General features: G+C 61.4%; 25 protein-coding genes. 11 read left to right on the top strand and 14 right to left on the bottom strand.

Translation table 11 applies throughout. The annotated features are described in order from the left end of the window. The first annotated feature begins 83 nt into the window (after positions 1-83). Complete coding sequence (locus tag ACQK2G_RS16495) at positions 84-893, top strand: alpha/beta hydrolase (protein WP_425406131.1); 810 nt, start codon at positions 84-86, stop codon at positions 891-893. Here ACQK2G_RS16495 and ACQK2G_RS16490 read toward each other — a convergent pair. The 9 genes from ACQK2G_RS16490 to ACQK2G_RS16450 all read right to left on the bottom strand — a co-directional run bounded on the left by ACQK2G_RS16490 (position 880) and on the right by ACQK2G_RS16450 (position 11519). Continuing rightward, entirely contained in the window at positions 880-2505 is a 1626-nt protein-coding gene (locus ACQK2G_RS16490) for an NTP transferase domain-containing protein (RefSeq protein WP_425406130.1), read from the bottom strand. The genes ACQK2G_RS16495 and ACQK2G_RS16490 overlap by 14 nt on opposite strands. Positions 2506-2517: 12 nt before the next feature. After that, positions 2518-3225 carry an XdhC family protein gene (locus ACQK2G_RS16485; protein ID WP_425406129.1) on the bottom strand — a complete coding sequence of 236 codons (708 nt, stop codon included), beginning with the start codon at positions 3223-3225 and terminating at the stop codon, positions 2518-2520. Between the two features lie 15 nt (positions 3226-3240). After that, positions 3241-3585, bottom strand: a complete 345-nt coding sequence (locus tag ACQK2G_RS16480) for an XdhC family protein (RefSeq protein ID WP_425406128.1) — start codon at positions 3583-3585, stop codon at positions 3241-3243. 39 nt (positions 3586-3624) lie between these two features. After that, the gene (locus tag ACQK2G_RS16475) at positions 3625-4935 is read right to left on the bottom strand and encodes a vWA domain-containing protein (RefSeq protein WP_425406127.1); all 1311 of its coding nucleotides are present in this window, start codon (positions 4933-4935) and stop codon (positions 3625-3627) included. Further along, positions 4932-5855, bottom strand: a complete 924-nt coding sequence (locus ACQK2G_RS16470) for an AAA family ATPase (protein ID WP_425406126.1) — start codon at positions 5853-5855, stop codon at positions 4932-4934. Before ACQK2G_RS16470 ends, ACQK2G_RS16475 begins: the two co-directional genes overlap by 4 nt. Positions 5856-6111: 256 nt before the next feature. Next, positions 6112-6492 (bottom strand): YdbL family protein, encoded by a 381-nt coding sequence (locus ACQK2G_RS16465; RefSeq protein WP_425406125.1) that lies wholly within the window; start codon positions 6490-6492, stop codon positions 6112-6114. Then, on the bottom strand, positions 6467-6658 hold the full coding sequence (locus ACQK2G_RS16460; RefSeq protein ID WP_425406124.1) for a YnbE family lipoprotein: 192 nt from the start codon (positions 6656-6658) through the stop codon (positions 6467-6469). Before ACQK2G_RS16460 ends, ACQK2G_RS16465 begins: the two co-directional genes overlap by 26 nt. A 120-nt stretch (positions 6659-6778) precedes the next feature. After that, positions 6779-9439 (bottom strand): intermembrane phospholipid transport protein YdbH family protein, encoded by a 2661-nt coding sequence (locus tag ACQK2G_RS16455; RefSeq protein WP_425406123.1) that lies wholly within the window; start codon positions 9437-9439, stop codon positions 6779-6781. A gap of 1 nt (position 9440) precedes the next feature. Next, positions 9441-11519 (bottom strand): 4Fe-4S dicluster domain-containing protein, encoded by a 2079-nt coding sequence (locus ACQK2G_RS16450; protein WP_425406122.1) that lies wholly within the window; start codon positions 11517-11519, stop codon positions 9441-9443. A 226-nt stretch (positions 11520-11745) separates the two neighbouring features. Between ACQK2G_RS16450 and ACQK2G_RS16445 the strand changes: the two genes are divergently transcribed. Beyond that, complete coding sequence (locus ACQK2G_RS16445) at positions 11746-14136, top strand: transketolase (RefSeq protein ID WP_425406121.1); 2391 nt, start codon at positions 11746-11748, stop codon at positions 14134-14136. A 70-nt stretch (positions 14137-14206) separates the two neighbouring features. Here ACQK2G_RS16445 and ACQK2G_RS16440 read toward each other — a convergent pair whose 3' ends face one another. Then, the gene (locus ACQK2G_RS16440) at positions 14207-14626 is read right to left on the bottom strand and encodes a hypothetical protein (RefSeq protein WP_425406120.1); all 420 of its coding nucleotides are present in this window, start codon (positions 14624-14626) and stop codon (positions 14207-14209) included. 383 nt (positions 14627-15009) lie between these two features. Between ACQK2G_RS16440 and ACQK2G_RS16435 the strand changes: the two genes are divergently transcribed. Both ACQK2G_RS16435 and speE read left to right on the top strand, forming a co-directional pair. Next, positions 15010-16218, top strand: coding sequence for a type III PLP-dependent enzyme (locus tag ACQK2G_RS16435; RefSeq protein ID WP_425406119.1), 1209 nt, complete (start codon positions 15010-15012; stop codon positions 16216-16218). Positions 16219-16220: 2 nt separating this feature from the next. Next, positions 16221-17078, top strand: a complete 858-nt coding sequence (gene speE, locus ACQK2G_RS16430) for a polyamine aminopropyltransferase (RefSeq protein ID WP_425406118.1) — start codon at positions 16221-16223, stop codon at positions 17076-17078. Positions 17079-17095: 17 nt separating this feature from the next. Here the strand turns inward: speE and ACQK2G_RS16425 are convergent, their stop codons facing one another. Together ACQK2G_RS16425 and ACQK2G_RS16420 are read right to left on the bottom strand one after the other, a co-directional pair. Beyond that, the gene (locus ACQK2G_RS16425) at positions 17096-17542 is read right to left on the bottom strand and encodes an N-acetyltransferase family protein (RefSeq protein ID WP_425406117.1); all 447 of its coding nucleotides are present in this window, start codon (positions 17540-17542) and stop codon (positions 17096-17098) included. A gap of 11 nt (positions 17543-17553) precedes the next feature. Beyond that, complete coding sequence (locus ACQK2G_RS16420; RefSeq protein WP_425406116.1) at positions 17554-18576, bottom strand: polyprenyl synthetase family protein; 1023 nt, start codon at positions 18574-18576, stop codon at positions 17554-17556. Between the two features lie 270 nt (positions 18577-18846). Here ACQK2G_RS16420 and ACQK2G_RS16415 point away from each other — a divergent pair, with 270 nt between their 5' ends. From ACQK2G_RS16415 to ACQK2G_RS16405, 3 genes are all read left to right on the top strand, one after another. Then, positions 18847-19056, top strand: coding sequence for a DUF2007 domain-containing protein (locus ACQK2G_RS16415; protein WP_425406115.1), 210 nt, complete (start codon positions 18847-18849; stop codon positions 19054-19056). Further along, a complete protein-coding gene (locus tag ACQK2G_RS16410; RefSeq protein WP_425406114.1) occupies positions 19037-19801 on the top strand; it encodes a tRNA1(Val) (adenine(37)-N6)-methyltransferase in 765 nt (254 codons plus the stop codon). Before ACQK2G_RS16415 ends, ACQK2G_RS16410 begins: the two co-directional genes overlap by 20 nt. A 117-nt stretch (positions 19802-19918) precedes the next feature. Further along, positions 19919-21055, top strand: a complete 1137-nt coding sequence (locus tag ACQK2G_RS16405; RefSeq protein ID WP_425406113.1) for a hypothetical protein — start codon at positions 19919-19921, stop codon at positions 21053-21055. A 233-nt stretch (positions 21056-21288) separates the two neighbouring features. Here the strand turns inward: ACQK2G_RS16405 and ACQK2G_RS16400 are convergent, their stop codons facing one another. Then, positions 21289-21519 (bottom strand): hypothetical protein, encoded by a 231-nt coding sequence (locus ACQK2G_RS16400; protein WP_425406112.1) that lies wholly within the window; start codon positions 21517-21519, stop codon positions 21289-21291. A 151-nt stretch (positions 21520-21670) separates the two neighbouring features. Here ACQK2G_RS16400 and gcvA point away from each other — a divergent pair, with 151 nt between their 5' ends. The 4 genes from gcvA (at position 21671) to ACQK2G_RS16380 (ending at position 24570) form a co-directional block, all read left to right on the top strand. After that, positions 21671-22570 carry a transcriptional regulator GcvA gene (gene gcvA / locus ACQK2G_RS16395; RefSeq protein WP_425406111.1) on the top strand — a complete coding sequence of 300 codons (900 nt, stop codon included), beginning with the start codon at positions 21671-21673 and terminating at the stop codon, positions 22568-22570. Between the two features lie 53 nt (positions 22571-22623). Next, a complete protein-coding gene (locus ACQK2G_RS16390) occupies positions 22624-23571 on the top strand; it encodes a S49 family peptidase (RefSeq protein WP_425406110.1) in 948 nt (315 codons plus the stop codon). A gap of 97 nt (positions 23572-23668) precedes the next feature. After that, positions 23669-23941 (top strand): hypothetical protein, encoded by a 273-nt coding sequence (locus ACQK2G_RS16385; protein ID WP_425406109.1) that lies wholly within the window; start codon positions 23669-23671, stop codon positions 23939-23941. 23 nt (positions 23942-23964) lie between these two features. Beyond that, positions 23965-24570 carry a dimethylsulfonioproprionate lyase family protein gene (locus tag ACQK2G_RS16380; protein ID WP_425406108.1) on the top strand — a complete coding sequence of 202 codons (606 nt, stop codon included), beginning with the start codon at positions 23965-23967 and terminating at the stop codon, positions 24568-24570. Here the strand turns inward: ACQK2G_RS16380 and hemB are convergent. Next, complete coding sequence (hemB, locus tag ACQK2G_RS16375) at positions 24567-25538, bottom strand: porphobilinogen synthase (RefSeq protein ID WP_425406107.1); 972 nt, start codon at positions 25536-25538, stop codon at positions 24567-24569. The genes ACQK2G_RS16380 and hemB overlap by 4 nt on opposite strands. Positions 25539-25595 lie beyond the last annotated feature (57 nt).

Genomic DNA, 25595 nt, shown 5'->3' with positions numbered 1-25595 from the left:
ATCCCGGTGAAAGACCTGAATCCGGATCAAAAAATCAGCGTTTCCCCGCTTTCGAAATGCATCGCGCCGCGCTAATCAGGCACATGCTCTATTTTCTTGGAATTCTGTTGGCGGGATATCTGGTGCTGGTGGGCGCGCTCTACGCTTTCCAGCGCAACTTGCTGTATCATCCCGACCCGACCGTCGCGACGCCGCAGTCCTTCGGCGTGCCTGAAATGACCGCGGAACGTCTCCCGACATCCGATGGATTCCCTTTGCTTGCCTGGTGGAGGCCGCCGTCGACGCCCGATGCGCCGGTCCTACTATATCTGCACGGCAATGCCGGACATCTCGGCGACCGGGCGGACAAGGTCCGTCCCTATCTGGATGCCGGTTTCGGCGTTCTACTGGTGACCTATCGTTACAATGCCGGCACCGGCGGGGCGGCGAGCGAGGAAGGGTTGCTGGAGGATGGCAGGACCGCGCTTGCCTATCTCCGCGCACAGGGCATTTCCGACGACCGTATCGTCCTTTATGGAGAATCGCTGGGAACCGGGATCGTCAGCCGGCTGGCGACGGCGGGTCGGTACAGGGCCGTCGTCCTGGAAGCGCCGTATTCGTCGATCGTCGATGTGGCGGCTTCGATCTACTGGTATGTGCCGGTGCGATACCTGTTGAAGGACCGCTACGAAACGACGGCGGTGATCCGCGACATCAATGCCCCGCTGCTGATCGTGCATGGAAAACAGGACCAGGTGATTCCAGTCCATTTCGCCGAGCGCCTGTTCGACGCCGCGGTCGAACCCAAACGGCTCATCCTGGTGGACGAGGCCCACCACACCAATCTTTATGATTACGGCATGGGGAAGATGGTTCTCGATTTCCTGTCGGAACAGGCAATCAGCCGTCAGTAAAGCGCGATAGGGCTTCGGGCGTATCGATATCCAGCAGGACGCCGCTTTCCGTCTCGACCTCGCAGACCTCGTCCTCATGCGCGCCGATCAGACGGCGGGCGCCGGTATCGCCTTCCAGTTGGGCCATCTCGCCGGCAAAACGGCTGGCGAACAAAACCGGGTTGCCGCGTTTCCCGTGATGGACCGGGATGCAGATCGCGCGTCCCTCCACCGGGTTGAAGGCGGCGATCAACCGATCGATATCGGCCGTCCGCACCGTCGGCATGTCGCCCAGACAGACGATGAACCCATCGCCGTCCTCCGGCAGCGCGGTGACGCCCGCCTTGACGGATGTCGATAGACCCATGGCGAAGTCCGGGTTTTCCACGAAGGAGACGTCCAGATCCTGCAGTGCCGCCTGAACCCGATCCGCTTCATGTCCCAGGACGACGGTAATACCGGTAACCTTCGACGCGGCGAGATGCTCGGCCACCCGTCGGACCATGGGGGCGCCATCGACATCAGCCAAAAGCTTGTTTTGCGCGCCCATGCGCGTCGAGCGCCCGGCCGCCAGCAGGATTGCGGCGATCCGGGGTGCGCGCGGGACGCCCGCTGGCGCCGTATCGGGACCGGAACGCGGCTGTGGTCTGGTTTCGATCTCCTTCAACAAACCGCCGGCACCCATTTTCATGATATCGGTGCGGGTGACGGGGATATCCGCCGCCAGCCTTTCCAAGACCCAGTCGAAACCGTTCAGTTTGGGAGACCGCGCACAGCCGGGCATGCCGATGACGGGAATGCCGTCCAATGTCCCGAACAGCAGCAAATTGCCGGGATCGACCGGCATGCCGAAGTGGTCGACCGTGCCGCCCGCCTGCTCGATGGCGGCGGGAATGACGTCGCGGCGGTCCGTAATAGCGGATGCGCCGGCGATGAAAACCAGGTCCGGCGACTCTCGCGTGTTCAAATCCGATATTGCCGCGGCGACAGCGTCCACATCATGCGGGACACGGGTTTCCGCGGCCAGGGACGCGCCGACTTTATCGAGCCGAGCCGTCATCACGCGGGTCGTCTTGTCGAGCACGCTCTCCTTGGTGTCCTTCAACTGCGTCTGGATGAAGGCTGTGCGTTTGGCACGGAAGGGCGCGGCTGAAATCATCGTGCGCGCCCGGCGGGCAATGTCCTCACAGCGGGCGACAAGGCTTTCAGGTGCGGCGAAAGGGATGATCTTGATGGTGGCGACCATCTGCCCGGGCTGCACCACGCTGTAGGGCGGCACCGTTGCGATGGTGATCGCCTCATCCACAAGGTTCAACGCATCCACGGCCTGGACATCGACCTGCGCCACGCCGTGGGCGTCGGCGATCAGGTTGACGCGGCCGGTGAACGGCGCGCTGATCGATAGACCAGGGCCGGACGCGGCTTCGGCAATCCGTTTAGCGGCCTGATCCTCATGCACGTCATCCGGTTCGAGTCTTACAGCGATAACCGATGGGATCCCCGCGTCACGAAGGGCATCGAGATCCGGTGCGGTCAGGACTCGGCCCTTCTTCAGGCGTTTGGATCCCGCCCGCGTCGAATGCACCAGGATGCATCCCAAGGCGTCCTCGATCGGGGTGTCACCGAACCGCATGGCCGTTTTCCGTCAGTCCTTTCGGCGCGGTCCGCGCAGGGCAAGCGTCGCCTGGGCGAGCGTCGCGACCGCGATTTCCGCCGGGGACACCGCGCCGAGGTCGAGGCCGACCGGCGCGTGCAGGCGCGCGATCTGTTCTTCGGTCAGGCCGGCTTCCTTCAACCGTTCCTCCCGTTTGGCATTGGTCTTCTTGCCGCCCAGGGCGCCGATATAGAAGGCATCGCTGCGCAGGGCGACTTCCAGGGCGGGGTCGTCGATCTTCGGGTCGTGCGTCAGCGTGACGACCGCCGTGCCCCGATCGGGCGGGGTTTCTTCCATCGCTTCATCCGGCCAGCGTTGATCCAACACCACGCCGGGGAATCGTTCCTCCGTCGCCCAGGCGGTGCGCGGGTCGATCACCGTCACGTCGTATCCGGCGATCTTCGCCATGGGCGCCAGTGCCTGGGATATATGCACCGCGCCGATGATCATCATACGCTGCGGCGGGTTGAACGGTTGGATGAAAATCCGTCGCCCGTCGGCCTCAATCGTGCGGCCCTTGTCCTGCAGCATGACCTGGTCGATGGTCTGCGGAAGGTCCGGCACGTCCGGCAAGGGATCGCCGTAGAAGTCGTCGTCGACGATCAGCGTCTGCGCGCCGCTGGAAAGATCGGTCACCAAAGTCGACGGAATGCGTTTGTCCCGCGCCTGGCGCAATTCCTTCAGAACGATACGTTTCATGTCCGGTACAACCCGTTAAGCATCCAGCTTTTCGACGAAGACCTCGATCTCGCCGCCGCAAGCCAGGCCCACTTCCCAGGCCATCGCGTCGGAGACCCCGAATTCAAGCCTCCGCGGCTTGCCGTCTTCCATTGTCTCCAGGGCTTCGGTGATAACCGCGCCCTCGATGCATCCGCCGGAAACAGACCCTGCGAAGCGCCCATCCGCGTTGATCGCCAACTGGCTGCCGATCGGACGGGGCGACGATCCCCAGGTCCGCACCACGGTTGCAAGGGCCACCTTGTCGCCGGCGTTGAGCCAGGTTTCCGCCTGCGCCAGAACGTCGTCCTGGGCCGTGTCCTGAAGTGTTTCCGTCGTCATGTCCGTTTCCTTCCCGATCCCGCTGCCTTGCCGTCCCGATCAGGCGGCCGCGGCGCGCCACCGCGCCATCTCCCGGCGGCTCAAGGAGGCGTCCTTGCCGAGCGCTTCCGCCAATTCGCCGAGGCTGCTCAAATTATGCACAGCGCGAAATTCGTCGACATGCGGCATCATCGCGCGCGCGCCCGCGGCCCGGGGCGAATAGGCGTCATACCTAAGAAGCGGATTCAGCCATATCAATCGCCGGCAGGACTTGTGTAGACGGTCCATTTCCTCAGCGACGCCTTCCGCGCCCTCCCGATCCAGCCCGTCGGTGATCAGGATGACGACCGCCCCTTGGCCCAGGACGCGCCGCGACCAATTGACGTTGAAATCGTGCAGTGCATGGCCGATGCGGGTGCCGCCGGACCAGTCTTCGACCGCTTCGGAAATCGTATCGACGGCGGCGTCGGGGTCCTTGTAGCGCAGGTAACGCGTGATGTTGGTCAGACGGGTGCCGAACAGAAAAGTGTGGACCCGGTCGCGGTCATTGGTCAGCGCATGCATGAAGTGCAGCAGCATGCGCGCATAGCGGTCCATCGATCCGGAAATGTCGCAAAGGACGACCAGGGGCGGGGGGCGGCGCGTGCGCTTGCGTCGCTTCAGATTGGCCAGGTCGCCGCCGAAGCGGGCCGCTTCCCGCAAGGTGGCGCGCATGTCGACGCGTCGGCCCAAGGGATGCGGCTGGAACCGGCGGTTCGGGACCTGGCGGATCGGCAGGGTCAGTTTCTGGATCGCCGTGCGCGCTTCGGCCAATTCGGCCGAGGACATCTTTTCGAAGTCCTTTTCGCTCAGCACCTCCTCGCGGGAGAAAGTGAGCGTGGCGTCCACTTCGATCTGTTCTTCGTCCGGTTCGCCGGCCTCGTCCTCTTCGTCGCCGGGTTTGTCCCCGGCCAGGGCATCGGCGACGCGCCGGGACATCTCGTCCTTCGGCGGGGCAGCCTCGTCCATTTTCGTGGTCGGCAGCAGCATGCCCATCATTTTTTCCAGCAGGTTGGGATTGCGCCAGAAAAAATGAAAGGCCTGGTCGAAGACTTCCCGCTGATCGCGGCGGTTCACGAAGACCGCGTGCAGGGTCCAGTAGAAATCCTTCCGAGATGCGACGCCGACGGCGGAGACGGCTTTGACCGCCTCCAACACCTTGCCCGGGCCGACCGGCAGGCCGGCCTTACGAAGGACGCGCGCGAAATGCATGATGTTGTCGGCCAGGCGCCCGCCATCCGCCTCGCCCAGGAAGAAGTTCGGGGCAACAAGCTGCTCCACCCCTTCCAGGTCGCTTTCGTCCAGACGGTTCTCACCGGACGGCGCGGTCATGCGTTTTCCTTCTGGCTCATTTCCGACTTCACCTCGTCCAGAATACGGGCCGCTTCGGACCCCTGTATCTTGGCGATATCGTCCTGATACTTCAGCAGCGTGCCCAGCGTGTCGTTGATCGTCTGCGGATCCAGCGTCAACCGGTCCAGCTGGGTCAGCGCATGAGCCCAGTCGATCGTTTCAGCAACGCCCGGCAGTTTGAAAAGGTCCAGACTGCGGATCTTTTGGACGAAGGCGACGATCTGACGCGACAGATCCTCGGGCGCCGTCGGTGCCTTGACCTTAAGGATCTCGAATTCGCGCTCAGCATCCGGATAATCGACCCAGTAGTAGAAACAGCGACGCTTGATGGCGTCATGAATCTCGCGCGTACGGTTCGAGGTAATGATGACCAGCGGCGGCGTTTCCGCCTTCACGGTTCCCATTTCCGGGACCGTTACCTGATAGTCGCTGAGCACTTCGAGCAGGAAGGCTTCGAATGGTTCATCCGTCCGGTCCAACTCGTCGATCAGCAGGACGGGCGCGCCGCCCGCATGCGGTTCCAGCGCGCGCAGGATCGGGCGTTTGGTCAGAAAGCGTTCGGAAAAGAGTTCCGATTCCAGCGTCTGCCGATCCGTTCCGCCGGAGGCTTCAGCCATTCGGATTTCCAGCATCTGCCGTGCATAGTTCCATTCATAGACTGCAGCGGAGACATCCAGGCCTTCGTAACACTGCAGTCTGATCAGGTCGCGGCCCAGCGTATTGCTCAGGACCTTGGCGATTTCGGTCTTGCCCACGCCGGCTTCGCCTTCCAGGAACAGCGGGCGCTTCAATTCCAGCGATAGATATAGCGCGGTGGCCAAACTGCGATCGGCCACATAATTGCCTTCGCCCAGAAGGGTCATGGTATCGTCGACGTTCTTGGGCAGGCTATTGGTCATCGTCTTATCACCGCTGTTCTTAATCCGATCGCATGGCTCGCCCGGCCCGAACGCGCTTGTCCCTGACGACGGCCGTCGTATGCGGGAATACGCGAAACAATACGCCCCACGGATGATATCCATGGGGAGCATGGCCAAGGCTTCTTTTAGATATGACGCGCGAACCCAAGCGGGACAAGGGCCATTCCCGGAACAGGAGCCCGGCCCACCCGGCAGTTATCCGCTGTGTTTCAGCAGGAAACCATCGACGCGCTGCCTAGAATTTGCGTTTCCACTGGCCAGATTGGTCCATGAACCAGTATCCGCGCGGCGCCGACTGATAGATTTTGTTGGCGTAGAGCTTGCCGACTTCGGTCGGGCTCACATTCTCTTTCTTGGCGATCTGGTCGTAATAGTCCTTGCGTTGCCGGTTGATCGACCTGACCAGCGCGGCGACATCCGCCGGGGCATTGGAATCACGAAGCTGCGCGTAACCGTCATAGCGCTCGCCGACGAGGCCCGCGGCGCGCGGTGCGTCCAGCGGGTCGGCCAGGGCCGGTTGGCTGGCTGCGAAAATCACCGCGCAGACGATTGCAAGGACGCGTAATGCCGAAACCAAAGCCGCCGCCGGGTTAGAAGATCGGATTGTTCGCAACATCTTCCTGTGCCTTCTCTTCCAGTTTCACACGGACTTCCGCGTCCAGCTTCACGTTCAGATTAATGGTGATCGGTTCCTTCGGTGCCTCGACCTTCACGGTCGGCGTGCACCCCGCGATCAGCAGGGGGGCCGCGATCCCAATTATCAGTAGCCGAAAGGCTGTCATGTCGGCGTCCTTGGCAGGTCCATCAATTCGCTTCGTCCGTAACTTAACCGGTTCACCAGATCACGGAAAGGCGGCGAAATTATGGCGAAGGCCGCCCGGGGGCATACAGGCGGAGGGGCCTTATCGGACCGCGCCCTGAAGAATGACGTCCATTTCCTGATACAGTTCCAGAAACTCCCTGATCAGCCGACCGTATTCACTCTCCAGGTTGATCGTGACGTCGAACGGGTAGCCTTCCAGTACATCCGGGTTGCTGCCTTCCAGATGCAGGGTCACGATGCCTTCGCCGAATTCAGGGATGTCGATGCCGAGTGTCAGGACCTCGTAGTGGAAATTTTCCAGGGCCTGGACGAGAAGCGCGAGGTTTTCATTGCCGGACGCCGCCGCCCGCAGCGCTTCCCCCTGGTAGCGCAGAATGCCGGGTTTGTCGGCACGCAGTTCACCCGCCTCGATGATGATCGCGTCCCCGGTCACATGGAATTTCAAATCCCCGGTCAGCCGGCCCGTGCCTTCCAGCCCCTCTATCGCCATCAAATCCGCAAGTGCGTTCATATCGATGGCGGCGGCATGGACCCTGCCGGTGAGCGAGCCGGCCGACGCACTGGCCAGGCCTTCCCGGATCGTGATGGTGCCGCCCAGGAACTGTGCTTCCAGCGACGTTACCTCCATCTCGCCCGTCTCGCGTATGGTGAAGGTTTCCTTGAAGGGGATCGTCCCCAGGATGTCGGAGGAAAGAGATCCGGTAAGGGTCGCCGGCTCCAGGGTCGCGGGCGGTTTCGAAAGGTCGAACGTCACCGTGCCGAGGACGGAAATTTCCGTGTCATCGGCCAGGACCGACCCGATTTCCGCGATGTGCAGATCCGCATAACCGCTGATGCCGCCATGCTGATAGGTCAGTTCCCCCTCGACGCGGATTGATCCATTGGGGTCCGAGCGCCCCAGATCGACCAGGTCGGTCAATTCACTCAAATCGGCGCCGCCGGGGCCGAGAGGAATGTCTCCCGATCCGAATGTCATCACGACGTCGCCGCCGGCATAGGTGCCTTTTGCCGAAATGGCGACGATGTCGTCGATCGATCCAACGGCGTTGAAGTCGTATCCCCAACCCGCAGGGATCGCAGTACCGGTAAGGGATAGAGGGCGCTTCAAGGCCCGCAACTCTCCCAGCAGAACCTCCTCGACCGTAGCGGCAAGGTCGATACCGTCATCCGCCAAGGTTGCGGTCGCTTGGAAGGATGGGATCGACATATCCGTCCCTGGCAAGCTCATAGCGGCATCCGTCACCGCAATTCCCAACCGGTCCCCGGCGAACTGCAGGGCGAGGAAGCCTTTGGACTGCAAAAGGTCGGTGTCGAGGCGATAGCCGGCCCGTGCCCGGCCGGCACCGTCAGGTCCGATCCTGGCCGCCAATTCGCCGAAACCGGCCTTTCCTGCGATCGGCGCATTCCCGGGAGATATCAGGATATCGACCGTTTTCGCGGCGATTTCCATGTCTTGCCGCGGCGTCATTTCCAAATCGAAACCGTCTGGAACGGTAAGTGTCACGTCGCCGCTGCGCACCGAGAATGCGCCATCTCCGGTGATCGTTCTTCCCTCATTGCCGGCGGCGATGTCTATCGCCATTTTGCTGTCGGTTCTGAACGACGCGACCTTGCCGAGGACGGCCAGGGCGTCCGGCGGAACATCGGACAACAGGGGCGAGGCCGACATATCCGCTGATACGGCAAACCCTTGTTTGAGCGCGATGCTGGTCCTGGCGCCTTTGTCGACCTCAAACCGACCGGTGATATCCGCCTTGATTCCGGCGGGCAGGGGGACTTGTTTCAAGTCCAGCCGGCCTTTCAGGACCAGCGGCAAGGCCGTCGGGTCGGTTTGCGCTTCGGTCACGGTCGTCGGCGTTGTGGTCGCTTCCGCTTCGGCGGTGCCGAAAGGCGTATCGAGTGCAAAGGGAAAGGGCGCCACTTGGATCTTCTTCAGCGCAGGGACGGGGGCTGTTTCGTATCCCAAGGTCAGCTTGAACGGCAATGCGTCGGAGCCGATATCCGCGCGGTAAACACCCACCGGTAGATCGGGCAGACCCGGCAGAGGCTCGGAAACCTCAAGGTTCAGGCGAACCGGCGTGATTGCTTCCAGTGTTGCACTGCCAGCGGCGAAGATGGCGTTGACGACCAGGGAGCCACCGCCCATCGCGCCGCTCTCGACAGGAAATCCGGCCGCTCCGGCGCTCAGCAGCAAATCTCCCTGCAATCCTTGCAGCAGGCGCTGCACGGCGGAGGGTTCGGACAAGTCGATCGGGCCGTTTGCTGCCAACCGGCCGTTCAACAAGGCATAGCCTTTCGGCGTCTCCACGTAGAAATCGATCGTTTCCACCGTAATCTGACCGACCGTAACAGGCACCGTAGGCAGGCCATCCTGCCCATCATCGGATCCGTCGGGCGCGATGGTGTCCAGAAGATCGAACCAATCGGCAAAGGATAGCGCGGCGTTCAGGGATCCTATCCTGATCGCGGGTAGGATAATCCGCGGTCCCTTGCCGATAGCGAAGTCGATGGTGACGTCCTGGATCGTCACCGGTCCGCGATAGCGCGCGCGGATCTCGGAAACCGAAACGGTGGAGAGCGAGATATCGCTGATCCGAACCGAGATTGGACCGAGCAGCGTTTCCGGCTGGTAGGTATCGATGGCCCATTCCGCCAGCGGAATCCGGTTGATCCATGCCAGACCGGCAATCCCTGCCAGCAGCAGGATGAAGACGCTGAGCGCTATCGCTAACCGGCGCATCCTAGTGAGGCTTTCCGCTGCCCGGTCCGAAAGTCTTTGCGGCGGCGCCTCTCTCCAGCGCCTGTTTCCGGTCGATCGGGCGAGGGTCTAGCATGTCGCCCGGCGGATGTTCTGCCGGCGGATAGAGCGCGATCTTCTGACCCGCGGGGTCGGTATTGGCGCCCAGATCCAGTTGCCGCTCATTTGCGCCAGCGCGGGGCGCGACGGCGGCGCCGTCGATCTGTTCCAGGTCGAACCACCATTTCTTCGTCCTGTTGATCGACCCGTTGCCGAGCTTGTCATCCCATTCCGCGATCGCCTTGCGGCTGGCGGGGATGTTGATCGCGGCCCATAGGAAGGCACGATGCGTCAGCAGCCCCTCGGTATTGTAGGGGCAGGTCTTCATGCAGCGGCCGCAGGCCGACCCCTTCGGATTGGTAACGCGATAGCGGGTGCAGCGTTCGACATCCGGCTTCCATATCTCATAGCCATTGTATTCGATGCGCGGACCCAAGGGGATTGCGGAACACGGACATTCGCGGGCGCATTTCGTGCATTTTTCGCAGAAGTCCAGCAAGCCGAAGTCGACCGGCTTGTCGATTTCCAGGGGCATATCGGTCGTCAGCACCACCGATTTGAATCGCGGGCCGACGAAGGGGTTGAGCACCAATTCGCCGATCCGGCTCATCTCTCCCAATCCGGCCCAGAGGATCAGCGGAATGTGCAGCACTTCCGAATCCGCATTGGTCTGAGACCTGGCGTCATGGCCAAGCCGGCGCAGATGCGCGGCCATGACGCCGGCAATCTGTGCGCCCCGCATGTAGGACCGCATGGATTGGGCGCCGGAAATCCAGTCGTCGCCGCTCGATCCTTCCATGGTCTCGAAGCCCTGATCGATCAGCATCACGACGGCATATTTGTGGCGGATCGGCACCTCTTTGCCCGCCGCGTCATGCGTGTACCAGGCATAGTCCTTGGCCTCGCAGATCCCGACCATGTCCGCGCCCAGATGATAGGCCAGCCCTTTGACCGCGCGGGCATTGCGTTCGGCCTCGGCCGTCCCGGGGGCGGGGGGCGCGGCGGTCTCGCCATGCTGGAACGGCACCATGCCGCGGATCAGCGGGACCATGGCAAAGGCATAGGGGTTCTTCACGGCGAAGCGATTGCGTTCCCTCTGCGCCTTGTCGCCAAGGTCGCCCATCAGGGCGCGTTGGAAAAACTCCGCCCGTTTCGCAACCCGTTTAATTTTGGCTTCATCCACCATGGTCGTCGGTCGGTCGACGCGTTTGATCTTTTCCATCGGATAGGGGCCGAGATGCAGCGCGCGGCTGGCGGGCCGGTCGAAGCGGCCCGCCGACCCGCCGAGCCCCAGCCACCAGGCGGGACCTTTTGACAGGAAGGACTCGGCTACGCTCCGCCGCGCCAGCGGCGGCTCGTCCGTTACCCGGAAATCCGTGGTGACAGCGGCCAGCCGGAATCCGGTTCCGATATAGGGATGGACGGATTTTCCGTCCGAACTCTCGGTCAGCCCGCATTGCAGCGCGAGTGCCGCGATATCGACGTCCGCACAGTCGGGGAAGGCAAAATGCGCCCGCGCGTCGTATCCCATATTGCGCAGATACCCGGCCATGCAGACGGCGATTTCCGCAGCGCGCAGATCGGCAACGGCATCGGCCGACCCTTCAAGCCAGGGAAAGGCGTCTTCGTTCGGGTCGGGCATGGGTCCGTGTTCGACCAGGATCACCAATGCGTGGTCATGTTCCTCAGGCAGGCCGGGCAGGCGTGCGGCAGCGGGAATGCGGCAGGTGCCGGCCCCGGCCGCGTCGAGGAAGTAGCAACCGGCCTTCAGGTTGTCCGTCCGGATTCGAGCTTCTTCCGGAATGGGGGCCGTCGACGGGGCTGCTGGACCGTCCCTGGTCTCCTTATACAGGGCGATATAAGGCGCAAAGACGTGCGGCAGGGTCGCGTCGCCCCCCGGGCCGGCCGGGACCTGCGTGGGAACGGAAGAAAAAGGCGCGCTTCCCGCAGGCATGCGCGGCAGGCGTTCCATCGGGTATCGGCCCAGATGAACCGGGCGGTCGGTATGGGAGAACAATCGCATGGCGGAACGGTAGACCAAGCCGGTGTGATTTTGAACACGGATAACGCGCCCCTGACGCGACCTTGATCGGGGAGGCGGCGGACGGGCGTCCGGCTGTTTCGAAGAAGCGGCATTACTGTTATTCCGTGCCCCATGGGGAAAACCCCGTGGGAAGGCTATATTAAGGCCGCGACCGTAACGGCCTGTGCCGAACGGCGAGATGACGAAGAACGGTAGGGAAAAGACTATGGCGGCTGATGGATCGATTATCGACGCGGGCACGGGCCGGACGCCCAGCTATACGGACGAAGACATCCGCATGCTCGAGGAACTCGAGCGTCGGGTCCGTTGGCTCAGTACCTGGACGATCCACAACGCCAATCATCTGCGGGAAAACCCGGACGGTGTGAAGGTCGGCGGGCATCAGTCCTCCTGTGCATCGATCAATACGATCCTGACCGCGCTCTATTTCCATGTCATGAACGAGCATGACCGGATTGCCGTGAAACCGCATGGCAGCCCGGTGATGCATGCGATCCAGTATCTGCTCGGCAATCAGACGCAGGAGAAGCTGGAAGACTTCCGGGGCTATGGCGGGGCGCAGTCCTACCCGTCGCGGACCAAGGACAACGAGACGGTGGATTTCTCCACCGGGTCGGTCGGTTTGGGGGCTGCGGTGACCAATTTTGCCGCGCTCACCCAGGACTATCTGCGCATGAAGGGGATTACACCGGCGGATCACGATCCGGGCCGGATGATCGCCATCGTCGGCGATGCGGAACTGGATGAGGGCAATGTCTATGAATGCCTGATGGATACCTGGAAGCACGACATCCGGAACTGCTGGTGGGTGATCGACTATAACCGCCAGAGCCTGGACGGGGTGGTGAACGAGCATCTGTTCCGCGTCATCGGCCGCATGTTCCGGTCCGTCGGTTGGAATGTGATCACCGTCAAATACGGCCGGTTGCAGATGGACGCCTTCAAAAAGCCCGGCGGGCGGCTGCTGAAGAAATTCATCAACGAATGCCCGAACGACGTCTATTCCGCGCTTGCCTTCCAGGGCGGTCCCGCCTGGCGGCGTCAGATCCTGGAGGATACCAGGGCGGATGAAGCCGATATCGGCGATCTGCATGACCTGCTGAACAGTTACACGGACGACGAACTGCACGCCGTGATGACGAATTTGGGCGGGCACAGCATGGAGGCGGTGCTGCATGCCTTTGACCAGGTGCAGGACGACCGCCCGACCTGCTTTATCTTCTATACGATCAAGGGGTATGGCCTGCCGTTGATGGGGCACAAGGACAACCATGCAGGACTGATGACGCCCGACCAGATGGATGCCTTCCGCAAGGCCCAGAACGTCCGTGAGGGCCACGAATGGGATAAGTTCGAAGGGGTCCGGGTGCCGGAGGCCGAGTTGAAATCGCAGATGGCTCGGGCACCCTATACGCGCCGGAAGACCTATCGTCTTAAGGATCAACGCGTCCCGGTTCCGGACACACTCACGCTGCCGCGCCAGGAGCGCACCTCCACTCAGGAAGCCTTCGGCCGGATCCTGAACGAGATATCCCGGCAAGGCGGCATGTTGGCCGACCGGATCGTGACGACCTCGCCGGATGTCACGGTCTCCACCAATTTGGGCCCCTGGGTAAACCAGCGCGGTCTGTTCGGGCGGAACGAGAAGGAAGATACCTTCCGCGAGCGCAAGGTTCCCTCGGCCCAGAAATGGACCCGCTCGCCGAAAGGGCAGCATATCGAACTGGGCATCGCCGAGAACGATCTGTTCCTGAACCTCGCGGCACTGGGCCTTTCCGAAAGCCTGTTCGGCGGACGCTTGCTGCCGATCGGGACATTGTATGATCCCTTCATTGCCCGCGGCCTCGATGCCCTGAACTATGCCTGTTACATGGATGCCCGCTTCATGTTGGTCGCGACGCCGAGCGGCGTGACCCTGGCGCCCGAAGGCGGCGCGCACCAATCCATATCGACACCGCTGATTGGTATGGGGCAGCCGGGTCTTCTGGGATACGAGCCGTCATTCGCCGACGAATTGGCCGAGATCATGCGCTATGGCTTCAACTACATGCAGGATGAAGACGGCGGCGCAATTTATTTGCGGCTGTCGACCCGTCCGATGGACCAGCCCAAGCGCGAGCTGGACGATGAAACGAAACGCCAGATTACCCTTGGCGGGTATTGGATGAAGAAACCGGATCCGGACGCAGGCCTGGCCATCGTCTATACCGGTGCCGTCGCCCCGCAGGCTATCGCGGCGCATGAAGCCTTGGCGGACCGATTCCCCGGCGCGGGCTTGTTGGCGGTGACTTCGGCGGCACGGCTTTACAATGACTGGCAGCGGGTCGAACGCGCGCGCGTGAAAGGCACCGACGGCGGCGAAATGGCGCATATCGAGGACCTGCTTGAACCGCTGGCCGCAAAGGCCAGATTTTGCACCGTCATCGACGGACATCCGGCGGCGCTTGCCTGGATGGGGGCCGTGCGCGGTCATTCCGTGGCGCCGCTCGGCGTCGACCATTTCGGTCAGACCGGGACGCCGAGCGACCTTTACGACCACTTCGCCATCGATGCCAAGAGCATCGAGACGGCCGCCATGCGCGCGCCGAAAGGGTAGACAGCGCGGCGAGTTGACGACGCAGCCGTTGCCGGCCGCGTCCGTCAATCATTCGCTCACCTGCCCGGCGTCAGGCCGCCTTGCGGTACTTGTCGGGCCTGGACCCGGCCGGTTTCTTGCCGCGGCCCTTACCGGGGAACGACGATACCGCGCCTTCGGGCGCCGATCCGGTCGGATTATCGCTGGCGGCATGGGCGCGCTTCGAAATGAGGCGCGGAACGAACCAGCAAATCACCGCGCAGATCGCGATAGCGCCCAGGTGGACAAGGGTCAGGTCTGCGATCGTCTGTTTGAAACCGATACCGGCGGTGATCGCGAAAGCAAGCGTTAGAGCGATCAGACCGGTCAATGCCACGCATGTGGCGACAGCGATCGTCTCGGCCATCGACGACTGTTTGAACGTTGAGTTTTCACTGTTGAAGGCAAGGCGGGCCCAACTGTACAGCAACACGGTTGCCGTTAAGAAACCCGCACTGATGGCGAGATTCATTTAGGTTCTCCTGGGAGTGATGCAGCGAAACGCCGCCGGCACGCCGCCACGCGCGTTCATGCATCGGTGCTGACAATATTACGCTCGGCCAATAACTCTGAAAAGAGGCTCTTGATCGGTGCAAGAACGCCTCTTTTGGGCAATGGGGGACACCTTCAGTTTGGACATGCAATAACTGCATGTCCGGTTTGTTGAAAATATTTAGCCCAAGGCAATTTTTTGACTAGACATGAAACCCGTTTGGCCCGATATGACGGCCTGCAACGGATGAGAGCCAACGTGGGCTTGCGACTGCGGGTTATGCCGCGGGTGAGTTCGGTTGAGCGCGCAGAGGCTCGATTCCCCGGTTGACCGTAACTGGTCTTAATTGGGAGGGTCGAACAATGCGCGAAGCCCATCGCGACGTATACTCATTTGTATCCGAATATTCTCCGGATACTCCTGTCCACCTCATCTACACCGACGTGCTGGCTGAAACCGCCAACACCGCCGTTTCAGCCTTCCCGGGCGACGTGCTCTATGCGGTGAAATGTAACGATCACCCGATGGTCCTGCGCGGCTTGTACGACGGTGGCGTCCGCCATTTCGATACCGCGTCGCTGGCGGAAATCGAGATGATCCGCGGTATGTTCCCGGATGCCGAATGCCATTTCATGCATCCCGTGAAACCGGCGCATGCGATCGCGGCGGCCTATCGGATTCACGGCGTCAAAGCCTTCGCGCTCGACCATATCGACGAGCTTGAAAAGATCGTTGCCGCCGTCGGCGCGAACGATACCGCCGATACGACCCTTGTCGTGCGCGTGGAAATGCCCCGTGGTCAGGCGGCGATGGACCTTACCGGCAAATTCGGCGCGCCGGTCGAGGAAGCGGCCCAATTGCTCGCGGAAGTGCATCGCCGCGGTTTCCGCACCGGCCTGACCTTCCATGTCGGTTCCTACTGCACCAACCCGCAGGCCTACCGCCACGCGTTGGAGATCTGCCGCCGCGTCCAGGCCTTGGCGAACGTTCCGTTGGACGTCCTCGATGTCGGCGGCGGTTTTCCGGCGATCTACACGGGCACGGAAGGCGAATTCCAGGCCTATGTCGATGAGATCACTGCCGCGGTTGCCGATCTTGCTTTCGAAGGCGAGGTTGCGTTGCGCTGTGAGCCGGGCCGCGGACTGGTCGGTGTCGGTCAATCCATGCTGGTGCGCGTCGATCTGCGACGCCGCAACGACCTGTTCCTGAACGACGGTGTTTTCGGCGGTCTGTCCGAGCTCAAATACCTCGGCCCGGTCTTCCCGATCCAGGCACTGCGCGCGGACGGTTTCGGCGGTTCCGAGATCATTGACGGCGAAACCGGCAGTTTCCAGATGTTCGGGCCGACCTGCGACAGCGTTGATTCGTGCCCTGGCCCGTTCACCATCGCGAATGAAGTAAAAACCGGCGATTGGCTGGAAATTGGCAAGATGGGCGCGTATTCAAATGCGTACCGCACCCGATTTAACGGCTTTCATTCCGACCTGTATGTCGAAGTGGCCGGCCGTCCCTTCTGGGAAGGCGGTGCAGAAGTCGTGACGATCGGCAACAAGGTGAGCGAGGCCGCGTAACAATGACCAGGACCGTTTCCGAGACCCTGTATGAAGGATATGCGCAGCAATTCGGCGCAACCGGCATCGTGGCCGAGGAGAAGACGGCTTTTCAGGACCTGTTGATCTTCGACAGCGCGATGCATGGCCGTGTCCTGGTTCTTGACGGCATCATCCAACTGACCGAATTGGACGAGTTCACCTATTCGGAAATGCTGGCACACCCGCCGATCTATGCGCTCGACGGCATTGAACACGCGATGATCGTGGGCGGCGGCGACGGCGCCGTAGCGGAAGAGATCCTGAAACATGCCGGCGTTAAATCGGTCGACCTCGTGGATATCGACGGCCGTGTCATCGAATTGTCGAAGCAGCATCTGCCCAAGGTGCATAATGGTGTCTTCGACGACCCGCGCCTGCATGTTCACGCGGTAGATGCGTTCGATTTCCTCGCCGCCCCCGAAGCGAAGGGGCGCTACGACCTGATTATTGCGGACCGTCCGGACCCGGTCGGTCCTGCGGAAGTGCTGTTCGGGGAGACCTTCTACGGTCGGCTGAAAGACGCATTGAGTGATCGCGGCATCGCGGTCTTCCAGACCGGCGTGCCGATTTACCAGCCGCAGGAATTCACCGATGCTTTGGCCCTGTTGGGCAAGCTGTTCCCGAAGACCGGTACCTATCTGACCGTGACTCCGACCTATATCGGCGGGCAGATGGCGCTGACCTGGGCCAGCAAACAGACGGACCTGTCCAATGCCGCGACGGGCGCGGAACTTGCCGAACGTTTCGCCAAAGGCAAGGTCCCGACCCGCTATTACACCCCGGCGGTCCATCAGGCTGCGTTTGCGCTGCCGGCTTTCATGGAAGAACTGATCCCCTGATTTTTTGGGTTGCGGACTTATTGATTGCCGCTTCTGTACATCACGACGCGGCCGGATCTGGTGAATCCCATTTTCTCATAAAAGGCGATGAGGCCCTGATCCGCTTCGGCTTCCGGTGTGATCATCAAGATGATTTCGGCCGCTCCGTTTTCCTCTGCCCAGTCGACCGCCGTTTGGAACAGTCGCCGTGCCAGACCGCGGCCGCGATGGTCTGGATGAATATAAAGATCCTCGATTTCCGATGACCATCCGAACTCGACGCCCAGCGTCAGCGTTGCGGAGGAAAAGCCGATGATGCGGCCCGCGTCCTCTGCCAGCCAGACCGCCGCGCGGTCGTCCTGCAACATGGCGGCGAGGTTTTTACGGATATCGTCGGCCGAAACCGCGATCGCGTCTTCGGCATAGAAATGGGCGTAGAGATCGGCGAGTTCCGGAACGTCTTTCGCGGTGGCGCGGCGCACCATCGCAGCTGTCCTCAATAGGCCCGTTCGACGCAGAAATCGACTACCTCGAGCATGGCGGACTTCATGTCACCATCCGGGAAAATGCCTAGCGAGTCCTTCGCGATGGACGCATAATGCCGCGCGCGTTCAACGGTGTCGTTCAGCGACCGGTGCTTGGTCATCAGGCCAATGGCCGTTTCCAGATCGTCTTCGGTCTGGTCCAGCCGTTCGATCGTCCGGCGCCAGAATTCGCGCTCTTCCTCGCTGCCGCGGCGCCAGGCCAGAATCAGGGGCAGCGTGACTTTCCCTTCCCGGAAATCGTCGCCGACGGTTTTGCCCAGCTGGGCCTGCTTGGCCGAATAGTCCAGCACGTCGTCGATCAGCTGAAAGGCGATCCCCAAATTCATGCCGAAGGATTCGAGGGCCTCTTCCTGAACGCTGGGACGGTCCGCGACCACCGCGCCGACGCGGCTTGCCGCAGCGAAAAGCGTCGCGGTCTTGGACCGGATGACTTCCAGATAGGCTTCCTCGGAAGCCTGCGGGTCATTCGCGGTCATCAACTGCAGAACTTCACCCTCCGCGATCACGGCGGATGCGTCGGAGAGAATCTTCAGAACCGACAAGGATCCGTCGGCGACCATCAATTGGAACGCGCGGGAGAACAGAAAATCGCCGACCAGGACGGAAGCTTGATTGCCCCAGACCGCATTGGCGCTTTCCTGGCCGCGGCGCAGTTCGGATTCGTCGACCACGTCGTCGTGCAACAGCGTGGCGGTGTGTATGAATTCGACACAGGCGGACAGGCCGATATGCCTGGTCCCGGTGTAACCGCACAGATTGGCGGCGGCCAGGGTGAGCATCGGGCGCAGGCGTTTGCCGCCGGCGGCGATCAGGTGGCTGGCAAGTTGCGGGATCAGCGCAACCGGGCTCTGCATATGCGTCAGGATATGCTGATTGACCTTTTGCAGGTCCTCGCCGACAAGGCGCTGCAAGGCGTCGATGGACGGCTTGCGCCCGCTTTCGCGGTCCTTGTTGATGCCAACGACGATACCCATGTGCCCTCCTGCCGACCGTAACCGGCGGCATATCCGTTCGCGGTCCCGTCCACTGGGCCCACCTTGCCTCGCGGCCGCTTTACAGCCGGTACTGCGCAACATAGACAGGGGGCAAGAAGGGTCAAGCCGCACTTGGCCGCAGTTTATTGAATATAGGCGGTTTTTCAGCCGATTCACGGTATCCTGATGTTACCGCGAGGCGGTGAGCGGAGCGGCAGGCACGGGGAGGCCGAAAGTCGGCTTGTCAGGCGCATAACTGAAGGGGCGTGGATGCGAGAACTGTTGCGGACGACGGACCCCGTCAGGCTATCCTTTCTGACAGCCCTGTTGCGCGATGCATCCATCGAACCATTGATGCTGGACGTCTATGTCAGCGCCGTCGAAGGATCTATCGGCGCTTTTCCGAAACGATTGATGGTGGATGAGGAGGATTACGATCGCGCGATACGTCTCCTCGTCGATGCCGGCGAGTATTGGTGACGCGGCCGTGGAGATTACCGAGGACAGTCTGCTGGACGGTGCGGTTCGCCTGCATCAGAAACGTGACGGATACCGCGCGGCGATCGACCCGGTCCTCCTAGCCGCCGCGGTGCCTGAAGTCCGGCCGGGCGGCCGTGTTCTTGATCTCGGCACCGGAACCGGCGCCACCCTGCTCTGCTATCTCCATCGCGTGCCGCACGCAAACGGATGCGGGGTGGAAGTCGACCCAGACGCCGCAGCTTTGGCCCGGTCGAACGCGGATGTGAACGGGTTCGCCGACCGGATGCAGATTGCCCGGGCGGACATCCGCGATTTGCCGTTGGCGGGGGTGGAGAAGGCGTCATTCGATCAGGTCTTCACCAACCCGCCCTACCTTGATGCCCCCTCGGCGGACAGACCGCCAAACCAGGACAAGGCCAGATCAAATATCGAGAACGGGGCAACGATTGCCGAGTGGATCGAAATGGCCCTGCTCATGCTGCGCCATAAGGGCGGCTTTGCCATCGTCCAGCGGGCAGACCGGTTGGACGACATCATGGCCGCGCTGCACGGCAAGGCTGGAGATATCGAGATCATACCTTTGTGGCCGCGCGCTGGTGTGGCCGCAAAGCGTGTCATCGTGCGGGCCCGCAAGGGGGTGCGGGGCGGATCGTCCTTGCTGCCAGGGCTGGTTCTGCATGGCGACGGGCAGTCCTATACCGCCCAGGCGGATGCAGTCTTGAGGCGCGGAGTCTCATTCCCATAAGCCTATTTTTGTGCTAATAAACGCGTATCGAAATCCGTGTCCCCTCCAGAAGGATTGTGGAACGGAGTTTGCATGCCGAAATGGCATGGCTGATAGGAAGCCAGAAAGGCTAGAGAAATGGTTGAATCCGTTTCAAGAAACCAAAACAACGTTGTTCTTGCCGCGTCGCTGAGCCGATTGCAGAACCCGGGCGGGTTTGCGCAGTTCGGCAGAAACGAGCAAAAGGTTATCCCCGGGTTTTCGACGGCCACGGCGGATTTTCTGTTCCAACCCATCGCGAATGTCATCGACCAGCAGAATGTCCTGCTGGAACAGAGAATCTTCGACCGGTTGAAGGAAGAACCGGAGCGCGTCGATGCAAGGTCGGTCCAGAACCGGCTGCGATTCCGCGACCGGCCGGAAAATGAATTTCTGCGCCGTTCGCCCGAAAAAGTCCTGCGAGACCTCCAGGCCCGCTTCGGGATCAGTTCCGAAGGGCCGCGCACCCCGTTCGAAGGCGTTTCCAACCGGCCGAAGCTGCAGGAATTGTTCGCGACGGAAACCGTGGGTCTGACACTCGACAACCAATTGACCCAATTGCTGAACAACCGCGTTGCCATAGCCGGGGACGCGACGCTGAATGTCAGCGATCTGATCATCAGCGATTCCGCGACGGCGCCGGACAAAGTCCAGGTGCGACTGAGCGGCAGCGTCCGGCAGGGCGAAGACGAAACCTTGCCCGTGCCGACGGGACGCCTGTTCCTCAATGGAACCGAATTGGCCGGCGGGCAGGTCCATGAATTGTCGCTGGCCGATTTCGAAAGCTTGCAATACGTCGCCGACGAGTTCGAGAACCTCGACTACCTCAGCGTCGTCGGCGTGAATTCCGGTTCCGGAACCCGTGGGGACTTGGTGACGACCGCGATCACCACATCCAGCACCGGGGTCGAACGCTTCATCCGGGACGGATTGGAACGCTACGAGTTTATTGCCAATACCGAAGCGAACGTTCCGATCCCGCGGGTCTCAGTCGATTTCGGAGGAACCTTCGTCAATGGTGACGCATTGGCGGATATCAATGCCGGGCTGATCCAGATCACCGTCAATCAAGTCGGCAATACCGACAACAAAGGGACCAATCTGTTGCAGCAATCCAGTGGCAACAGCCTGGACGTTTCCTTCGGCAGCTCTCCGCCGGTTGATGGCGTGGTCGTGAATGTGAAACTCTTGGATCCGGCGATCGAGATCACGGATATCAAGGTGACCCTCGGTTAGGGCCGTTCGGACGGCGTCATGTGATCGTCGATTTGTGAAATGGAAACGGCCGGCACGGGTGAGGTATCCTCCATCCGCGACCGGCCGCTCAACATTCACGCGCCCCTGAGGAAACAGTTTCTTGAAATATCTGGATCTTCAAACTTTGTTTTGGGTCACAAAATTTCAACTTGTTAGGAAAATATAAGTTGAAATTACATCAGGGCGTAAGCGGTATTCGGCTCTGGTTGCTATCAGGACGCGGTGGCGACCGGACCGACGACACCGGTTTGGAGCGGCCGCTTGGTCGTCGCGGCAAACAGCGAACGCACGGCGTTCCAGCGCGCTTTCCAAGCCTGGCGATTGCGTTCCTGCAATTCCGCTTCGCGGCGCAACTCGCGATAATACTGAGCCTGACGCTCATCATTCGACCGATTTTCGGTCAGGGTGGCTACCATCAAATAATCGAATCCAACGGCGTTCATTTCAATTCTCCATAACCGCTGAGTGATGATCGGGCCGCGTTTGCGACAACGCTTTCTAGCCTCGATTTGTTAACGGTTAATTGCGCCTTCGAAGAAAGAATTTCCAGTCAGGAATTATTGCAAATACGTAAGTTGAACTTACATTAAACCCATGCATGCAAAACTCCCTTCCCTGACCGCCATCCGGGCCTTTGAGGCAACGGCGCGGCATTTGAGCGTCAGTCAGGCGGCTGTCGAACTGAACGTTACCCATGCGGCGGTCAGCCAGCAGATCCGGTCGCTCGAGGATTGGCTCGGCGTCAAGCTTCTGAAACGGGTCGGCCGGTCCATCGCCTTGACCGAAAGCGGCGCGATGTATGCCGCGGCGCTGCTGAATGCATTCGAGGGCATTCTGGATGCAACCCGGCAGGTAAAGGCATTCAACGATACGGGGCCGGTGAACGTCACGACGACGCCGACTTTCGCGTCGCGATGGATGGTGCCGCGCCTCAACCGGTTCCGGGCGCGATATCCTGATGTCATCGTCCGAATATCGCCGGAAACGGAACTGGTCGATCTGGCCCGCGAGGATGTCGATCTGGGCGTCCGCTATGGATCAGGGAAATGGCCGGGGCTGACGGCCGAGCGGATCATCGGCGGGACCTTGGCACCTGTCTGTTCGCCGGCTTATCTCGCCAAGGCGCCGCCGTTGGAAAAGCCGAGTGATCTGTTGAAACATCAATTGATCGACGACAGTGACCCGGATGAATGGAGCGAATGGTTGCGCGCCATGGGAGTGGAGGACGTTCACCTGGACAGTCGCTCCTTCTTCACGATCAAGCATCTGGGGCACCAGGCGGCGGTGGAGGGGCAGGGTGTGTTTCTCGGGGTCGTCTCGCTGATGGAAGAGGATCTGAAATCCGGCCGGCTCGTCCTGCCGCTCGGCCCCGGCGATGAAGTCCCGTTGGATTATTATCTGGTGACGCGAAAGGGCATCCCGTTGCGCGCGCCTGCCCAACAGTTCCGGGAATGGGTGCTGGAGGAAGCTTGCCGTCCGCCGGAAGACGGGTAAAACCCTCGAATGAGATATGGAAACGAGTGTCATAGACGGCAACGGGGATCGGTATGAGTGAGCAGAATCAGGCCGCCGGCGGCAGTAGCGCAAGCGGTGGCAAGGGCAAGGCGGCCAAACCGCATCCGTTCGTCCGGAAAATCCCTTTGATCGGGAAGAGGTTGGCCGATCGCATGGAAATGGCGCCGGTCGTCCCCGTGATTCGCCTGACGGGCGTTGTCGGGGATGCCGGCAGATTCCGGCAGGGCGGCCTGACCCTGGCCGATCTCGCGGAACCCATCGACAAGGCATTCGAGGATGACAAGGCCGCCGCCGTGGCCTTGATCGTCAATTCGCCGGGCGGTTCGCCGGTGCAATCGGACCTGATCGCCAAGCGCATCCGGCTGATGGCCGCGGAGAAGGACCGAAAGGTGATTGCCTTCCTGGAGGACGCCGCGGCGTCCGGAGGCTATTGGCTGGCGTGTGCCGCCGATGAAATCTACGCCGCCGACGCCACCGTCGTCGGATCGATCGGTGTCATTTCGGCCGGGTTCGGATTCCCGGCGCTGCTGGAGAAAGCGGGCATCGAACGCCGCGTCTACACGGCGGGTCAGGCGAAGTCCCAGCTTGATCCGTTTCAGCCGGAAAACCAGGAGGACATCAAACGCCTCAAGGCCCTGCAGAAGGACATCCACGATCAGTTCACCGGTTGGGTCACGTCGCGCCGAGGCGATCGCCTGAAAGCGCCGGAAGATACACTCTTCAGCGGTGAGTTCTGGACCGGCCGGCAGGCGCTTGATTTGGGCTTGGTCGACGGCCTCGGCGAAATTCGCACCATCTGCCGCGAGAAGTTCGGTGAAAACGTGAAGCTGCCCGTCATGACGCCGCGTAAAAATTGGGTTCAGCGTCGCCTGGGTCTGCGTCACGGAGACGGCTTGGGCGCGGATTTTGCCGCCGCCATGCCGGATGCATTGATTCAGGCCGCGGACCGTCGGTTCTGGTGGTCGCGTCTGGGATTGTAAGACCGCTTCCGGAAGTGTCGGGTGTTGCTGTCCGGGGGACGGATAGAGGTGTGACTGGGGGTTTGACCTGCCACAAGGCGCCGCGTAGGGATTGTTGATGTTTGGATTGTCACTCGGAAAACTGCTGGTCCTTGTCGCCGTCATCGTAATCGTATGGCAGGGCTTCAAATTCTATTCGCGATCGCAGCGGATTCAGGACGGTGACCGCCGCCCGGGAGAACGCACGATGGGCGAACGCATCCGGAAATCCATGCGCGAGAAGACCGGGCAGACCGACAATGCGGTCGAGGACACGGAAAAATGCCCCGTTTGCGGTGCTTACGTTCCGGTCGGCGGTGCCAATTGCGGGCGCAAGGATTGCCCTTACTGATTTAGTCGAGTGGATGTGGACGCTTGAGCAGGACCGATCTCGATACCGACCTGAAGCAATTTCTGGCTGATCTTTTTGCCGCTATTGAACCGGCATTGAACGGTCCCGGGCAGAACCGTGTATTCAGCGCGGGGCGCGAGGCATGCGTCGACGCCCGCATCACCGGCGATTTGACCGGTCATCGCCTGCCGGTTTGTTCGTGCTTCGACAGGGCGGTGCGGACCGCCTCGTCCCACGCGGGAACCGCTGCGGTTGCCCGAAGTTTGGCGGCGCTTGAATCCAGCCTTACCTGGTACGACAGGGAAGACTTCTCCGGCACCGGCAGCGCAAATTTTCCCAGCGGACACGCCAATACCTTCGTTGTCGGTCCGAATGGATTGACCGAGCGGTCGGGTGTCTGGATCGGTGTTTCGCTATTGGCGCCGAATGTGCGTTATCCGGATCATTCCCACCCGCCGGAGGAACTCTATCTCGTGCTGTCGCCGGGCGATTTCCGGAATACGGATACGGACTGGCAGGAGCCGGGCGTAGGGGGGCTGTTCCACAACCCGCCCGGCATCGTACATGCCATGCGGTCGACGGACGAGCCGCTCCTCGCCGTCTGGACCCTGGTGCCGGCTGCCGTCTAGGTTTTCGACGTCAGTTCGGCGAATTTCGGTGCGAAATAGGTGATGATGAGGTCGGCGCCGGCGCGTTTAAACGCGGTGAGGCTTTCCATCATAACCGCGTCTTCATCCAACGCACCGGCCTGGCCCGCGAATTTGATCATCGAATACTCGCCGCTGACCTGATACACGCAAAGCGGCAGCAGGGTCTCGCGGCGGATATCGGCCAGGATGTCCAGATACGGCATGCCGGGCTTCACCATCAGCATGTCCGCGCCTTCCGCTTCGTCCTGAAGCGACTCCAGCAATCCTTCGCGCCGATTGCCGGGTTGCATCTGATAGGTTTTGCGATCGCCTTTCAGCGTCGTGCCGGCCGCTTCCCGGAAGGGGCCGTAGAAGGCGGACGCGAACTTGGTCGAATAGGCCATGATCGGGATATTGCCGAAGCCTTCCCCATCCAATGCGTCGCGGAGGGTCGCGATTGTTCCGTCCATCATGCCGCTGGGGGCGATCACGTCCACGCCGGCGCGTGCCGCGACCAGGGTCTGTTCCACCAGATTGTCCAGTGTTGCGTCGTTGTCGACGTCGCCGTCATGGATGACGCCGCAATGGCCGTGGTCGGTGAATTCGCAGAAACAGATATCGGCGATGATCAGGGTGTCCGGGCCGGCTTCCTTGGCAATGCGCACCATCCGCCCGACAAGGCCCTCGTCCTTCATCGAATCGGATCCGATTTCGTCCTTGTGACGGGAAACCCCGAACAGCAGGACGGCCCGAATGCCGAGATCCGCGACGCGCCGGACCTCTTCGGCAAGTCCCGATTCCGGGATCCGGAACACGCCCGGCATGCTCTCGATCGGCGCCGGGGTCTCCAATTCCTCCTCGACGAAGATCGGATAGATCAGGTCATCGAGCGTCACCTGGGTCTCGTTCATCAGGGCGCGAAGGGCCGGTGTCCGGCGCAGGCGACGCAATCTTTTTGTCGGAAACATCGTTTGTCCTCACTTCCGGGGCTCAGTTCCTGGCCACGGTCCCGGTGGCAGATTTCT

The sequence above is a fragment of the Hwanghaeella sp. genome, from assembly GCF_965227365.1.
GTDB lineage: Bacteria > Pseudomonadota > Alphaproteobacteria > UBA8366 > Aestuariispiraceae > Hwanghaeella.
Note: the sequence above shows the minus strand (reverse complement) of the source record. Positions and strands in the feature narration are given on the sequence as shown.